11 protein-coding genes and 1 other annotated feature are annotated in these 16,136 nt (G+C 38.4%); of the genes, 7 read left to right on the forward strand and 4 right to left on the reverse strand.

What is annotated here, in order from left to right; translation table 11 throughout:
• Positions 1-138 precede the first annotated feature (138 nt).
• A complete protein-coding gene (locus tag QCD85_RS15650; protein ID WP_301263179.1) occupies positions 139-3,285 on the reverse strand; it encodes a penicillin-binding protein 1A in 3,147 nt (1,048 codons plus the stop codon).
• A 173-nt stretch (positions 3,286-3,458) separates the two neighbouring features.
• Positions 3,459-3,720, forward strand: a binding site (T-box leader).
• Positions 3,721-3,813: 93 nt separating this feature from the next.
• Here QCD85_RS15650 and tyrS point away from each other — a divergent pair.
• Entirely contained in the window at positions 3,814-5,067 is a 1,254-nt protein-coding gene (gene tyrS, locus QCD85_RS15655) for a tyrosine--tRNA ligase (RefSeq protein WP_274172310.1), read from the forward strand.
• A gap of 226 nt (positions 5,068-5,293) precedes the next feature.
• Complete coding sequence (locus QCD85_RS15660; RefSeq protein WP_301263180.1) at positions 5,294-7,351, forward strand: methyl-accepting chemotaxis protein; 2,058 nt, start codon at positions 5,294-5,296, stop codon at positions 7,349-7,351.
• A 153-nt stretch (positions 7,352-7,504) separates the two neighbouring features.
• Here QCD85_RS15660 and rpsD read toward each other — a convergent pair whose 3' ends face one another.
• Complete coding sequence (gene rpsD / locus QCD85_RS15665) at positions 7,505-8,104, reverse strand: 30S ribosomal protein S4 (protein WP_204823349.1); 600 nt, start codon at positions 8,102-8,104, stop codon at positions 7,505-7,507.
• Positions 8,105-8,505: 401 nt separating this feature from the next.
• Here rpsD and QCD85_RS15670 point away from each other — a divergent pair, with 401 nt between their 5' ends.
• From QCD85_RS15670 to QCD85_RS15685, 4 genes are all read left to right on the forward strand, one after another.
• Entirely contained in the window at positions 8,506-10,476 is a 1,971-nt protein-coding gene (locus QCD85_RS15670) for a sensor domain-containing diguanylate cyclase (RefSeq protein ID WP_274172311.1), read from the forward strand.
• Between the two features lie 178 nt (positions 10,477-10,654).
• Complete coding sequence (locus QCD85_RS15675) at positions 10,655-11,770, forward strand: aminopeptidase (protein ID WP_204823351.1); 1,116 nt, start codon at positions 10,655-10,657, stop codon at positions 11,768-11,770.
• A 208-nt stretch (positions 11,771-11,978) separates the two neighbouring features.
• The gene (locus QCD85_RS15680; protein WP_069329023.1) at positions 11,979-12,236 is read left to right on the forward strand and encodes an HPr family phosphocarrier protein; all 258 of its coding nucleotides are present in this window, start codon (positions 11,979-11,981) and stop codon (positions 12,234-12,236) included.
• Positions 12,237-12,432: 196 nt separating this feature from the next.
• Positions 12,433-12,732, forward strand: a complete 300-nt coding sequence (locus QCD85_RS15685; RefSeq protein ID WP_069329024.1) for a YlaN family protein — start codon at positions 12,433-12,435, stop codon at positions 12,730-12,732.
• 69 nt (positions 12,733-12,801) lie between these two features.
• Here the strand turns inward: QCD85_RS15685 and cax are convergent, their stop codons facing one another.
• Positions 12,802-13,866: a calcium/proton exchanger gene (gene cax, locus QCD85_RS15690; protein ID WP_273613025.1), complete on the reverse strand. Its 1,065-nt coding sequence runs from the start codon at positions 13,864-13,866 to the stop codon at positions 12,802-12,804.
• A 193-nt stretch (positions 13,867-14,059) separates the two neighbouring features.
• Here cax and QCD85_RS15695 point away from each other — a divergent pair, with 193 nt between their 5' ends.
• A complete protein-coding gene (locus QCD85_RS15695; protein WP_204823353.1) occupies positions 14,060-14,422 on the forward strand; it encodes an Asp23/Gls24 family envelope stress response protein in 363 nt (120 codons plus the stop codon).
• A gap of 71 nt (positions 14,423-14,493) precedes the next feature.
• Here the strand turns inward: QCD85_RS15695 and ftsW are convergent, their stop codons facing one another.
• The gene (gene ftsW / locus QCD85_RS15700; RefSeq protein ID WP_273613024.1) at positions 14,494-15,828 is read right to left on the reverse strand and encodes a putative lipid II flippase FtsW; all 1,335 of its coding nucleotides are present in this window, start codon (positions 15,826-15,828) and stop codon (positions 14,494-14,496) included.
• Positions 15,829-16,136 lie beyond the last annotated feature (308 nt).

The raw sequence follows: 16,136 nt of genomic DNA on the forward strand, positions 1-16,136 counted from the left end.
GTTTTATAGGGGTAGTAGGCAAGCGTTACGATTGAATTCAAATTAATGTTTATTACTTTTTATCTATAAACAAACAGACAAAAACAGCGAATATCGATTATATTCAATCGGTATTCGCTGTTTAGTATATCAGTATTTTTACTTACCTTTATATTGTATTGGCGATGATGGTGGGGATGAACCACTCTCATTGACCGCTACTACATAAAACCAACCATCAATTTTGCGACTGGAATTATATTGGAACTTTGTATCTGGTGTAGATCCGGCTAGATTGTAAGGACCCCCACTTGTTTTGCTAAAGTATACTTTGTAATTACTTGCAGACTGAGATGGAGCTCCCCACGAGATCACGACTGCACTTTTACCTGCACCTTTAGCGCTAAGTGAAGATGGAGCAGAAGGAGCTACTTTTGCTTTAGCAGGAGCAGCTTCTTCAGTAGTCGTAGCAGGGTCAGTAGCGTTGCCTTCAGTTGATGATGTACCATCTGTTGAAGGTTCTTCAGTCGTTCCATCTGGTAATAAAGTACCTTCATCTGGCTCTTCTACAGGCACAGGAGCAGCACTGTAATCAACAGTATTACTTGGACTAGATTCATGTCCACCTACATCGACAGCAGTAACATAGAAAGAGAAATTGCCATTAGCAGAGACAAATGAATTGAATTGACTGCTGCCTAATTGTGCTGATTTCTGATATTGATACGAACCATCGCCAGCTGAACGATATAGACGATAACCGACTACATCACCAGAACCACCAGAGTTAAAGGTGATACGAGCATCACTACCGCTAGTAGATAAGCGTACATTGCTAGGCGGATTAGGTGAGCCACCATCATCTTGTCTTGGATCAATACGTGTTGGAGCATCTGCGCCTGCATCTTCAGGTAGATAACGCCATAGTGCGTATTTAGGCCCTGACATATTAGCTAATGCATGTTGCAGATCTTTGATCAATTCAGAGATCGGCATTTCACGTTTGACTACAGTACGTTGATTCACCATATCATCTGGTGTGCCATCTTGTGGAATATAGTTTACACCATTGTACGTAATGTATTTCGCGTAAGCTACACCGTCATCAAAGTCTTTAGGTACATACTTAGCATTGAAAATATCGGTGACAAGGTTACCAGATTGCCGTGTAGCAGACGTTGGTAATTTACCGCTGAATCCAGAGACTGTTTGCGTTACAATGCCGTCTGGTTTGGTAAATGCATCTGTTTTGAACAATTCAGGATCACTATCGGTCACTTTGTTCATAATCGTTGCCCATAAAGTACGAGCACGTTTTTTTCCATCTTCGGATAGGGTGTTCACTGGTTCACGATAACCTGCCCATACCCCGAGCGTTACATCTGGCGTAAAGCCCATAAACCAGACATCGGCATAGTTCTGAGTGGAACCCGTTTTACCGACGATTGGTATTTTGCCGTATTTATTAAATAACGTCTGCATCGTTCTACCTGTACCACGTGAATCTGTAATAACAGTACGAAGCATATCTGTCATTAGATAAGCTGTTTGTTTGGAAAAGACTCGTTGTGGATCAGCTTTGTGTTTGTAGACAATTTTGTTATAAGGATCAACAATTTTGTCAATCATATAAGCATCATTGAATATCCCTTGATTCGGAATAGATCCATACGCATTTGTTAATTCTTCGACAGTCACTCCATATTTAAGACCGCCGAGTACTCCTGTTTGTGCAGAGTAATCGGTATCTTGAATCGTCGTAATGCCTAATTTTTTAGCAAATGTCCATGCTTTATCAATACCTACTTTTTGATTAAATAGTTTGAGAGCAGGGACATTTAACGATTCATCAAGAGCAGTACGAGCAGTTACCAGACCTTGATAACGTCCATTTGCATTCGCAGGGATGTGATATCCTTTGCCCCCATCTTTCAAAATAATCGGAGCATCATCTACAATACTTGCCGGTTGTACCAGACCTGCATCGAGCGCAGGCAGATAAGCAGCGATTGGCTTCATTGTAGAACCAGGCTGACGTGTCATCTGGGTAGCATAATTCATTTGTTCTTCTTGGAAGCTACGACCTTCAATCATACCGAGAATAGCGCCAGTTTTGTGATTGATCATCATAGCGGCTGTTTGTTCTTTACCTTTAGTATTGCTATCAGGCGAGAAGTTGCTACTGTCTTCTGCTACTTCATGCATCGTGTTATAGACCGTTTTGTTAATCGTCGTATATACACGATAACCACCAGTTAACAATTTTTGACGAGCATCTTCAAACAATTGATTGCGTTCTTCTGAAGATAAAGTAGACATATCCAAATCTGGATTTTCCATTTTTACAATTGTTTGTGCGCCTTGTCGTTCAATTTCCATCATAAGATAAGGATATTGAGAATACGCTTTGGCGGTTGGTTTAGCCAGTGCACTTTTGAGATCGAAATTAATCGCTTCATTGTATTCACTCGCTGTAATCTTACCTAACTCTTTCATACGTTCAAGAACCAGTTGTTGCCTGCCTACAGCACGTTTAAATCCTTTTTCATTGAATTTACCGTTGCTATCAAAAGCAGAATAAGCTGTTGGTAATTGAGGTAGCCCTGCAATATAAGCGGCTTCAGCAATATTGATTTTACTCAGATCATTTAGAGCAAAAATCCCTTTGGCTGCTGCTTTGATTCCAAAAATATTGTATCCGCTTGAACCTTTACCGAAAGGCATTTTGTTCAAGTAGGCAGTCAAAATTTCGTTTTTGGTCATAAAGCGTTCGATACGAAGAGAAAGCAACATTTCTTTAATTTTGCGATCATCTGTTTTGTCCAAGTTCAAAAATACCCGTCTCGACAATTGCTGTGTAAGCGTACTCCCTCCGGTTTGGACGGATTCATTCAGTACCCGCTGTTTGACAGCGCGCAGCGTACCATTCATATCTACACCTTTATGTTCATAAAAATGATTATCTTCTATGGAAATAATGGCGTCGATGACAGGTTGAGGAATCTGTTCATAAGTCACCAATCGACGATCTTCTTCTGTACGAAGTTGTCCAATCGGGGAACCGTCATTAAAATAAGCAAAGCCGGTCACTGCATTTTCATTGATCTTTTTGACTATTTCTTCACGCGAACGCACAGGTTCGTCTTTTACAATCGAAGAAACGTAGCCCATCAAAATACCTCCACCGAACAGGCAAATGGCAAAACCAGCAATAACTACCCATTTGAACACAGTGAGTAATTTGCGGAATCCAGAGTGCTTGCTAGCGGACTTATTTGTTGGACGCTTGTCCTTCTTTTCAGCCATGTAACTTCCCCCTTTTACCAGCCACTATTATAGCATAAAAATTACGCTATAATCAGTTTCTTCTGAACGATAAAAGTAGGATGGGCACAAAGTCGGATGTGAACAAGCATTGACTTGTTTGCAAAAGGTATGTTATAAAAGTGATACGTTGAAGCAATCTACAATTACATAACACAAAGACGAAGAAAGACACCCAGTAGAAGTGGAGATTACCGTTCTCAGAGAACCGATGGTTGGTGCAAATCGGCAAGCGGACTTCCTTTGAATTACAGGTCTGGAGTCGTTTGATATTAATGAATGTATCTATAATATCAAGCCGGGATGAAGATTCCGTTATATATAATGAAGTGAGAAGCTGACTATATCTTATGATGTTATAAGTATGAGATCAGTCTTCTAATTAGGGTGGTAACGCGAGGCCTGCTCGTCCCTTTATGGGGATGGGTAGGTCTTTTTTGGTGCTCATTTTCAAGCAGGCACTCTAACGGAAGTCATCCGTATAATGATGTGATAGGGAGCGAATAGAACATGAAATGGGAAGAACTAACACCAGCACAACAAGCAGAAGTAGAAAAACAATTAAGTGTAATTGAGCGAGGAACAGCAGAGATTATTCCTGAAGATGCACTGCGTCAAAAAGTTATCAAATCAGTAGCAACAGGTAAACCATTAACGGTCAAATTAGGTCTTGATCCATCTGCACCAGATATTCATATTGGACATACTGTTGTTTTGCAGAAGTTACGTCAATTTCAAGAATTAGGGCATCATGTTCAATTGATTATCGGTGACTTTACCGGAAGAATTGGTGATCCAACAGGTAAATCAGAGACACGTAAGCAATTAACCGAAGAACAAGTTAAGCATAATGCAGAAACGTACAAAGAGCAGATCACAAAGATTCTTGATCCTAGCAAAATGAAAGTATACTTTAACTCCGAATGGCTAAGCCCGATGAATTTTGCAGATGTAGTCAATCTAGCTGCCAAAGTTACAGTAGCACGCATGTTAGAACGGGATGATTTTACAAAGCGCTACCAGGGTGGTCAGCCTATCAGTATTCATGAATTTTTCTACCCGTTGATGCAAGGGATGGATTCTGTAGCACTTGAAAGTGATATCGAAATTGGTGGTACAGACCAGAAGTTTAACTTATTGATGGGACGTACACTGCAAAAGGAATACGGTAAAGCAACTCAAGTAGCGATCACTTTACCGATTATTGAAGGATTAGATGGCGTTCAGAAAATGAGTAAAAGTCTGGGTAACTACATCGGCATCAACGAAGAGCCTAACGAAATTTTTGGTAAATCCATGAGTGTACCTGATGAATTGATGCTCAAGTACTACGAGTTAACAACAGATATTTCAAATGAAGATCTGGCTAAGCTCAAAGCAGGACTTGCAGATGGTTCTATCCATCCACGTGATGCCAAAATGAATCTAGCTCAAAATTATGTGCGTATGTTCCATAATGAAGAAGCAGGAGTGGCTGCGAAAAATCATTTTGTGACTGTATTCCAACAGCGTGCATTACCTGATGATATTCAAGAGGTAGTCATTGATGAAAGTCTTTTGGAAAATGGACAAATCGGTCTTATTAAATTGGTAATGACCTTGGGATTTGCAACATCTACCAGTGAAGCTAGACGTAGTATTCAACAAGGTGCTCTCAAAATTAACGAGCAAAAACATGATGATGTGAATGCAAGTATCGAACTGTCTGATGGAGATATCGTACAAGTAGGTAAACGTAAATTTGCCAAAATCAAAAAAGCTTAATTCAGATTCAATCCAAATTTAATACAAATACATTTCAACCTTTGGTATTACTTCGGTAATGCTAAAGGTTTTTTTGTGTTCATTACAGGTAACGGGATAAACAGTCACAAAATAGTCAGTTGTTTATCCAATATCTCAAAGTGAAACTATTAATTTTATGTATCAATTTGTCGATATAAGTAGAATGTGGATTTTATTATAGATAAAGAGAGGATAGGTAATTACATTGCGTAGATTCAAGTTTAAAAGTATCCAGGCTCGCACATTATTAACATTACTTCCGATTGTTATTATCGCTCTTGTAGGGATTAGTGTGTTATCGTACCAATTTGCAAAGGAGAAGCTTAATACAGAAATCAATACCAATGCTAATAACACATTAATAGGACTGAATGAGAGCTTAAACAGTCAATTAAAACAAAATTCAATGATTGTATCATCACTTGCAGCAGCTACAGGAGAATTGGGAAATGATCTAGATATTGCTGATTATTTTAAACTGACAGAACGCTGGCAAATGTTAAGTCCATTTACGTACGGGGTAGGTATTTTCTTCGCAGAAAATCAGTATGAACAAGGTGTTAAATATCGGTCTGCTTATGCAATCCGAGATGGAGACAAAATTACAACAACAACAGAATATGATGATCCCGCTTATGATTATTTAACACAACCTTATTACACTGCAACTCTTAATAACTTTGATAAAATCTATTATACAGAACCATTTACTGATTCGGTTAGTAAAATCAAAATGATTACAGCAGGTAAAACAATTCGTAATAATGATGGTCAAGTGCTCGGTGTTGCCTTGGCAGATATCAGTATGAATAATATTCGAGATTATGTAAATAATCTTAAAATAGGTACAGCCGGTCGTGCTATATTGGTCAGCGGTAAAGGCGAAGTACTAGCAAGTGGTAGACCTGAGATTGTAGCGGATATGCCTTTGAAAGATGAAAAAATAGAGGGTATGGATACAGTAGCTAACCTGATTAACAAAAATCAAACAGGTCGTACAGTAGTGAATATTCAGGGAGAATTAAATACTGTTTTCTATATGACTGTGCAAGAAACAGGTTGGAAAATTGCTGTAGTATTACCTGATTCTGAAATTCAACAGCCTACTCAAGAATTGCTACATATTCTAATTATTGTAGGCGCAATCGGTATCATCATTATTAGTGCTGCGATTTTGTGGAATAATATAGGGATGATTCGAGAAACGCGTAAAGTAGTCGAAGTCAGCCGTAAAATGGCTGTAGGCGATTATTCTGCACGATTATCTAATCAAAGAGCCGATGAATTTGGTCAGATGGCTAATGAGTTTAACAAAGTGCTAGAGTCTACCAGTGGCATTATGAATCATCTGAATCAACAATCGACTATGATTCAAAATGCAGCTACAGAGATCGCTCAAGATTCAACGATGGCCGCCACAGATGCAGGTCATAATGTCAAAGAGTTGCAACAAATGGAAAGTGGTGCCGAATTACAATTAAAAGCTGCTGATGAAAGTACAGTAGCAATGGAAGAAATGGCGATTGGTGTACAACGGATCGCAGAATCGGTACAAGAAGTATCGGAAGCTACAGTTATTATTGAGCAAAAAGCAGAGCAGGGTAACCAGCATCTGAACAAAGCAGTTCAGCAAATTGATAGAGCTAAAGAAGTCATGGATGAAGCAGGACGTATGGCGGCTTCGCTAAATGAACGTTCTCAACAGATCAGTAGCATTATAGATATGATTCAATCGATTAACAAACAGACGACATTGCTTGCTCTGAATGCTTCTATTGAAGCAGCACGAGCAGGAGAAGCAGGTCGCGGATTCGCTGTAGTTGCGTCTGAGATCAGTAATCTAGCGAATAACGTTGGAGATTCGGCTAGATTGATTACTGAACAGATTGTCTCTATGCAAGCAGAAACGTCTGCTGTAGTAAATGGGATGAAAGATGGCTCAACACAGGTTACCGACGGTATCATTATGTTAGAAGATACGAAGCAGATGTTTGCTTCTATTAGTGGAGATATTGAAAGTGTGGCTGGTGAGATTCAAGAAGTATCATCTGCATCGGAACAAATGTCAGCTGGCGCAGAAGAAGTGACAGCGTCTTTGAACAACCTGGCGGATATTGCTAAATCATCAGCAGTGCGTGCAGCAAGTGCAACAGAACGTTCTACACAACAGTCACAATCTTTACAGCAGTTACAAGCTTCCGCACAATCTTTAGATGCTGTATCAGATGCTTTGAATGAACTTATTTCTAAATTCCGTACTTGATAATATGATCCCTTTATGATGATGAAATAGATTCAAATGGATAGGATAGACCAAAAAACCGCCTGCAATATGCTGGCGGTTTTTTGGTGTTGTGCTCAATAACCAAATAAAAAAAGCTGTCAGAGAATTCTCTGACAGCTTTGAATTTAAATCTTAACGGTTGTAGAACTCAACGATTTGTTTTTCGTCGATTTCTTGAGACAATTCAGAACGCTCTGGCAAACGGATATATTTACCTTCAACAGCGTTTTCGTTGTACTCGATGTAAGCAGGCAAGTGTGAACGGTTTTCGATAGCTTCTTTAACAGAAGACAAGCTACGGCTTCTTTCACGAAGACCAATAACATCACCTGGTTTTACGGAGTAAGAAGCGATATCTACTTTTTTACCGTTAACAGTGATATGACCGTGGGATACCAATTGACGTGCTCCAGCGCGGCTGTTAGCAAAACCAATACGGTAAGCCAAGTTATCCAAGCGGCTTTCTAGCAAGAACATGAAGTTTTCACCAGCAATACCTTGAATTTTTTGTGCTTTAGAGAACAAAGTACGGAATTGTTTTTCGCCCAAACCATACATGTGACGCAATTTTTGTTTTTCTTGTAATTGCATACCATAGTTACTCATTTTACGACGTTGGTTCGCTCCGTGTTGACCTGGAGGGAAAGGACGTTTCAAATCTTTACCATTGCCGCTTAGGGAAATACCAAGACGACGACTTAATTTAAATTTAGGACCAGTGTAACGTGACATTTATAATAAGCTCCTTCGTAATTAAAGTTTTATTTTGAATATAAACATTCCGGGGCTTTGGGTCTGTGATTCATGTTGCCGCGTTTTGTTTGTCGTAGGCTCGGATAGGAAGCGTACTACTAGCAAAAATGTTCAGCCGCAGTCTTGCTAGCAACAAAAAGCGTGAGGGTGAAACAACGTTACCCCAAATTAAAGTCTATCCAGTCTTCATCAATAATAAATTATATAGGAAATAGGGATCTGTCGTCAATAGGTTTGTAAATATTGTTTGTGTAAAATTTGTTACGGGTTATTTCTGTATTAAATATTGTGTGCAAACCATAGCATAAAATTGTAGAATGAGTGTATTAATGTTAAGAAATTTAGTCACTTATTAGTATTCGTGAAAGGAGGCATTTTATATGTCAGACAATCAATGGAATTATCCGGTGCAAGCCTGGCGTACCGAAGAAGGACATGCCTCCTATCCGGTTGTATCAACTGCTGACGAAACGTTCTGGCTGCAAAATCTGGATATTAATCCTGAAGATTTTCCGCATATTGAACCACTGTTGCAAGAAAGTCTGGAAGATTGGCAACAACAAAATCATTCTCAAATGCGGATAGGTAATGCACATTGGTTTTTAATAAATCATATGCATAAATATATAGGCGGAGATCAGACAAGTGATCATTTGATACCAAAGATAGATATAGCAACCTTAACTCCTCATACGAATCAGGAGCATGTGATTGAATACGAAGAAGGACTTTATCGGTATACGATGGTCCCTATTTATACCCGCCGTCATCATCAACAATTTGCGATGATGGGATGTGCTCAAATCCATCGTGACTCCGATGTATTATCGACAGAAGAAATTAAATTGCTTGTGTTGCATTATAAAAGTCTATTTTATCGTCGCTTCGAATATACATTTGTAGCGGATATGTTACATTCCAAAACACTAGCAGAGCGTGAAGCCCAGCGTCGTTCTGTCTTGTTTCAAGTGATTCAACGTATGCACGACAAATTCGATATCGATGCTTTGATTAATGAGCTTTTTGCTATCGTAGATCAGATGTATCCACAGGTAGAATTTGAATTGCTAGTATCGCAAGATAATAAAAGTAACAATGCTAGAGTAAAGCCTTTATCGTTGCAAAATCCAAAAGAAGATATGTGTGTGCGTGCTTTTACAGCAGGGCAACCACTTATGGAAATACACGCCAAAGCTCAAGGTTCTGATCGAATGGAAGTAGCGATTCCTCTAATCGGGAAGCAAGCGATCTATGGTGTATTTCATCTATTGTCTGAGTCTCCTTTAGAGGAAGAAGATATAGAGCTCATGAGGATTATGGCAGAAGCGGCTGGACGTACATTTGAAAATGCTAAATTATATGAACAATCACAATTGCTCAACGAAGATCTGCGTCTCATCAATGAGATTACAAGAAGGCTCAACCAAAGTCTGCAATTGAACGAGATTTTTGATATTGCAGGTAAAGAATTACTTGATGTATTCAAAGCAGAGACCGTCGCAGTACTCCATTTGAATCCAGAGACAGAGCAATTTGAAGTGGTCACCGGTAATGTTCCAAGTATGGAAGGCAAGTCAGTAGGGAAAGATCATGGATATACCGGATTACTGTATCGCACCAAAGAGCCTGTCATCTTATCTGATTATTGCCAAAATCCCAGTCTGGAATCGTTATTTATGAACGCTTCAGGTTCTTGTTCGATGATCGCTTCTCCATTAATGAGTGGTGGAGAAGTTAATGGATCGATCTTTTTAGGTCATCGTACCAGTCATTATTTTTCATATGGTAATTTTAAGCTATTACAAGTCATTACAACGCACATTGGACTAGCAGTAGCCAATGCAACCCTACATGATGAAGTAAGACGTATGGCAAGCCGTGACGCGCTCACAGGGTTATATCTACGTCGCTATCTAGACGAAAAGATTCACAGCTATCAAAGCAAAGAAGATAGCGGAACGTTATTGATGGTCGATATAGATAAATTCAAACAAGTGAACGATACGTATGGTCATCAGATCGGTGATGAGATTTTGAAGCAAGTCAGTAAAATGATTCAATCTTCTATTCGTGAAGACGATATTGCAGCCCGATGGGGCGGAGAAGAACTGGCGGTCTATTTCCCTCAGATTGATGCAGAGAAAACAGAAGTGATCGCTGAACGGATTCGTGAAAAAATCGAACAGGAAACAGATCCAACAGTGACTGTTTCTTGCGGAATTGCAGCCTGGGATCGCAAAGACAAAAAAGTAAGTGTAGAATCTTTATTTTATCGTGCAGACATGGCGCTATATCAGGCTAAAAAAAGTGGACGTAATCAAGTCTGTATCGATGAAAGTCCAAGAGAATAATATAAGGAGTAGTTCTATGGATCATTATCGATAAGCGATATAGATGCTAGAGCTACTTTTTTATTTTATAACGACAGGTAAAGACAAGAAACTTAACATCATGATACAATGTTTTTTGAATAATTAACCGTTGTTCAAAAAAATATTTAAAAAACTATTTACGAGGGGAAGATATGTGATGCAAGATCCTAGAGTAAAAGTATTAGCCAAAAATTTGGTTGAATATTCAATCGATGTACAACCAGGGGAAAATGTTTTGGTCGAAATGATCGGTAATGAACGTGATCTATTAAATGCAGTGATTCATGCGATTGGCGAACGAGGCGGTAATGTGTTTGTTCAATTGACTGATCGTAAAGTACAACGTGCTATGTTGATGAATGCGACAGAATCAAGCATGAAAACATGGGCTGCACTTGATCTAGAACGCATGAAGCAGATGCAAGGTTATATTGGTATTCGTGCAGGCGAGAATATCAATGATCTATCTGATGTTCCTGATGACAAACAAAAGTTGTACAACAGTATTTATCAACATGCTGTTCATAGCGAGCAACGTGTTAAACATACCAAATGGGTAGTGCTTCGTTATCCAAATGCAAGCATGGCACAATTGGCAGGAATGAGCACAGAAGCATTTGAAGATTTCTATTTTGACGTATGTAATCTAGATTACGCTAAAATGGACAAAGCTCAAGATGCGTTAGAGCAATTAATGATCCGTACAGACAAAGTTCGCTTAGTCGGTAAAAATACAGATTTGCAATTCTCTATCAAAGATATCGGTGCTAAAAAATGTTCCGGTCAACGCAATATTCCAGATGGTGAAGTATTTAGCGCGCCGGTTCGTGATTCGGTTAATGGCGTTATCAGCTACAACACACCAACGGTATATAACGGCACTACTTTTGAAGGCATCACTTTCCGTTTTGAAAATGGTAAAATTGTTGAAGCGACAAGTAATGATACTGAGAAATTAAACAGCATTTTGGATTCAGATGATGGTGCTCGTCATATCGGAGAATTTGCAATTGGATTCCATCCTCATATTTTGCATCCGATGAACGATATTTTATTTGATGAAAAAATCGCAGGTAGTTTCCACTTCACACCAGGACAAGCATATGAAGAAACAGATAACGGTAATCGTTCTTCGATTCACTGGGATCTAGTATTTATTCAACGTCCAGAATACGGTGGCGGTGAGATTTACTTTGATGATGTATTGATTCGCAAAGACGGAATCTTTGTATTGCCAGAACTAGAAGCGCTTAATCCAGAGAACTTGAAATAATCTTTTAATAAATACTATAAAAGATTGAAAATGGTAAAAGAGGTTATATATTGTTGAGAGCATCTTATACGCTATTCACAATCGTAACCTCTTTTTATCGCTCTCATACGCTGTAAGAAATGGGTTGCATAAGAAAGCGTATTCAATTATGATGTAAATGGAAAACCTGAATTGTTGAAAATTTTAGTCGGAGTAGGAGGGTTCTCAAATGGCAACAAGTAATACGAATAATGCCGCAGTAGTTGAAATCGCACAGACAGCAGGTCAGTTCACTTCTTCTATTGTTTTACAACACGAATCTAAATTTATTGATGTTAAAAGTATTTTGGGGCTATTTACAACACTTGTGAAAAATCAAGATTATGAGCTCCATGTACATGGACCAGACGAAGAAGAAGCTAAAAAAGCAGTAGTTGCTGCTTTTGAAAAGCACGGACTTGCCGTAAAACTTGCAGAAGGTCAATGATTAACGAAATGCTGCTGATTCCTTGTGAATCGCAGCATTTTTTGTATGGATCAATCCGAATTCTATTTTTCAATAAATAGTTAAAATATAATGTAAATTCCTTTAATTTCGTTAGGGGTTCTTGTATTAGCCTCCAATTTCGTCTAATATTAATAGTAGTAGTGACTGACGATTCTCGAACATGGGGGGGAAGAGCATGACTTCATCTGATTTACAAGAGCAGTTGAATATAAAAGCATTGAATCTTCTACAAGAAGATGCAAATAAAATTGAAAAATTAATTGAAATACAGATGGAGAATTTGGATACTCGTTACTGTCCTCTGTACGAGGAAGTTCTGGATACTCAAGTATACGGCTTTTCCAAAGAAGTAGATTTTGCTATACGTGCTGGATTTGTTTCTGAGCCTGTAGGCAAACAGCTGATCAGCAACCTGGAGCGTAATTTGTCTGTGTTGTATGAAGCCATGAATAATAAACAACAGTCTGCTGAGTAGCAGACTTTCGTTACATAGAAACGCCTGTACCTTCAGAAGAGGGCACAGGCGTTTTTGGTTTGTTTTAATTTAGACAAGATAGAAAGATACACCGAGAATAATATAAGTGACTAATAACAATAGACCTTCATACCAGTTGGTCGAACCATCTTGAATAATAGATTTGGCGATAAATACAGATACCATAATCGCGACAAGTTCCAGTGTCGTAAATACAATATCCATCGTATTGCCTAAGAAAAAGCTCACAAAAATCAGTACTGGCGCTACAAAGAGAGCAATCTGTAGACTACTACCGACAGCAATCTCAACCGATGCACCAATTTTGTTTTTCATCGCTAGCATAATCGCAGCACTATGTTCAGCAGCATTACCAATAATCGCTACTACAAATGCACCGACAAATAATTCACTGAATCCAAAGTCTGTTGTAAATGTCTCAAGCGTACCTACAAGCCATTCACTGACAAAAGCAGTCATGACAGTAGCAATCACCAAAAACAAAATAGATTTATTTTTAGACCATTTGGGTTCTTCATGATCTTCAGGTGCTTTGGGATCTTTCACATCTTCAAGATACTTTTTGTGCGTAATCATCGAGAAGATCAACCAGGCAACATACGCAGCGATCAATAGTCCGGCTACAATCAGACTAAGTGTATCGACTTCGGTAGGAGTGATCGAATGAGTATTCAAAAATAAAGCAGGCACAAATAGTGCGATGACAGCTACAATCATCAATGAACCGTTCATATTAGCAAGCGCTACATTAAAGTTCTGAATCTTATGCTTTACACCACCTGCAAAAATACTAAGACCAAGTACCAGTAATAGATTACCTATAATCGAGCCGGTTAAGCTGGCTTTGACCATATCGTATAATCCTTCGCGTAGCAACATGATAGCGATAATTAATTCTGCGGCATTACCAAAGGTAGCGTTAAGAAATCCACCTAAACGTTGTCCTGCATAATGAGCTACACTTTCTGTAGCCCGTCCTAGAAATCCAGCGACTAATACAACAGCTATAGCCGAGACTACAAATTGTAGAATAGGATTCAAATGTGCATAATGAGCAATAGCACTAAACACAAAAAAGATAGCCAATAAAATCGTAGATAAATGTTTCTTCATTCTGCACCCCTTTTTCTATATATTTTATGTAAATTCTTTAACATTATAACCAAAACAGTAGTGTATTTAAACCAATTGCGTGAGATAAAGTTTAGATTTTGGCAGAATGCTGATACAATAGAGGAGAAAAGTCAGCTTGATATAGAAGTTCTTTTATAAAGATAATGGCTTAAGCTTTAGAGGAGGATGGGACATGACCGAATCATTACAATTGGAAATGGGTATTATCAAAATTGCCGATGACGTCGTAGCAAAAGTAGCGGGCATGGCCGCTTTAGAAACGCCAGGTATTGCTGCTATGTCTGGAGGATTATCCGATGGATTTGCCAAACGTCTAAGTGGTAAAAATGTACAAAAAGGAGTTACGGTAGAAGTCGGACAATTGGAAGCTGCAATTGATCTACGTATTATCGTGCTGTATGAAACTCCAATTCATGAAGTATGCCGCATGCTTCAACAAAATGTACGTGAAGCTGTAGAAAATCTAACCGGGCTTAAAGTGGTTGAAGTCAACGTAAAAGTAGAAGGCGTTGCTTTTAAAGACGATATTTTGTAGACATTTTGATCATAAACATACAAAAAGACGACAGAAGTAATCTCTGTCGTCTTTTTTATACTATCGTTTTATTATTTCATTCGCATCGAGATCGATTGACGATTACCGATACGTGAATTGGTTGTTTGTGATTTCTCACTAGCTACACGATTAGTTTCACGAGAAATACTTAACATGATTCCCATACTGGTCATCATCATAATCAATGATGTACCACCATAACTAATAAATGGTAGTGTAACCCCTGTAATTGGAATCGTATTCGTAACACCGCCGATATTAATAAATGCTTGAATCGCAATCAAGCTCATAATACCAACACCGACCAGTGTGCCAAAGATATCAGGGCAACGTAATGCGATAAACAAACCTCGCCAGATAAAATACCCGTACAGTAGTAGAAATAAGCTTGTTCCTATAAATCCGAATTCCTCACCGATTACTGCAAAAATAAAGTCATTGTAAGGGTTAGGAAGGTAATGAAGCTTCTGAATACTTTGTCCAAAACCTGAACCTGTAAATCCACCAACTCCAATAGCAGTTAACGATTGAACAAGGTTGTAAGAACTTCCTTTTTCATCAGCCATCGGATCAAGGAAAGCTTCAATCCGACCTGCTTTGTAGCTACTTTCTGTACCAGTGTTATCATCATGATTAAAAAGAGCACCTATACCTAATACAAGTGACGCTCCAAGAACGAGTAAAAGCACAGAAGCCATAATGTGTTTTACACTAGCACCACCTGCAAAAATAATTAGACCCGCTGTTGCGACCAAAATCATACAAGAACCCAAGTCATTTTGTAAAAAGATCAAGCCAGCGATTAAGCCGACTACGACCATGACTGGAATATAGCCACTACGTAAATCTCTTAATTTGTCTCCTTTTTTGGAGATCAAAGCTGCTAGATACAAAATAACAGCTAATTTAGCAAATTCAGAAGGCTGAAGTGAAAATCCAAAAATATTCAACCAGCTTCGAGCACCATTGAGCTCTTTACCTACCATTAGAACGATAACCAGTAAGGCTAAAGTAATTAGAAAAAAGGGCGCAAACCATTTTTTATATTTACTATAGTGAGCTTTCATAGCGAAAAACATACCTACAAGACCGATAACCGCATATAAAATATGCTTTTTCGTAAAATACAAGGAGTCAAAGTTATAGTTTTTGTTCGTCCATGCAATGCTTGAACTTGCACTAAAGACCATAATAATACCAAAACAGACTAAAATGACGGTCATGATTAACAATTGAAAATCAGGAGCACCTTTTTTAGTGATTTTCTGTGCAGGTTGCTGTATATTACGCACATTAGAACTGGAAGAAGGATTCGCGTTCCGATAGCGATTAGCTGTTGTCTGGTTGTTTAGTGTTCGTGGCGAAGTATGTCTGATTTTATTCATAACGAGTCTCCAAGGATAGAACGGATATGTACAGATCAGAAGTATTCAAGGCAGTTAACCAACTGCTAATTTTCATGCACAAATCCTCCTTTTGTAATAAAAAAATGTATCTATTTTTTGTTTCATATCAAATTATGGTTAAGTTCACTTTTCATGATAGTACGTTTTGTAGGTAGGTGCAAGCTTTACCCATCAGTTTGAACATAGATATTACCATGAATATACTATAATGAAACAGAATCTAGTCATATAAACTATTATTTAACCACCTGAGCAGTATTGAAACGTATAATTATGTGTATAATGAA

It is taken from the genome of Paenibacillus sp. PsM32, assembly GCF_030433815.1.
GTDB lineage: Bacteria > Bacillota > Bacilli > Paenibacillales > Paenibacillaceae > Saccharibacillus > Saccharibacillus kyungheensis.

Coding starts and splice junctions, on each gene's coding strand:
- ftsW (WP_273613024.1), bottom strand. CDS start 15,828: ATGAATAAAATCAGACATACTTCGCCACGAACACTAAACAACCAGACA.
- QCD85_RS15650 (WP_301263179.1), bottom strand. CDS start 3,285: ATGGCTGAAAAGAAGGACAAGCGTCCAACAAATAAGTCCGCTAGCAAG.
- QCD85_RS15670 (WP_274172311.1), top strand. CDS start 8,506: ATGTCAGACAATCAATGGAATTATCCGGTGCAAGCCTGGCGTACCGAA.
- QCD85_RS15680 (WP_069329023.1), top strand. CDS start 11,979: ATGGCAACAAGTAATACGAATAATGCCGCAGTAGTTGAAATCGCACAG.
- QCD85_RS15695 (WP_204823353.1), top strand. CDS start 14,060: ATGACCGAATCATTACAATTGGAAATGGGTATTATCAAAATTGCCGAT.
- QCD85_RS15675 (WP_204823351.1), top strand. CDS start 10,655: ATGCAAGATCCTAGAGTAAAAGTATTAGCCAAAAATTTGGTTGAATAT.
- rpsD (WP_204823349.1), bottom strand. CDS start 8,104: ATGTCACGTTACACTGGTCCTAAATTTAAATTAAGTCGTCGTCTTGGT.
- cax (WP_273613025.1), bottom strand. CDS start 13,866: ATGAAGAAACATTTATCTACGATTTTATTGGCTATCTTTTTTGTGTTT.
- tyrS (WP_274172310.1), top strand. CDS start 3,814: ATGAAATGGGAAGAACTAACACCAGCACAACAAGCAGAAGTAGAAAAA.
- QCD85_RS15685 (WP_069329024.1), top strand. CDS start 12,433: ATGACTTCATCTGATTTACAAGAGCAGTTGAATATAAAAGCATTGAAT.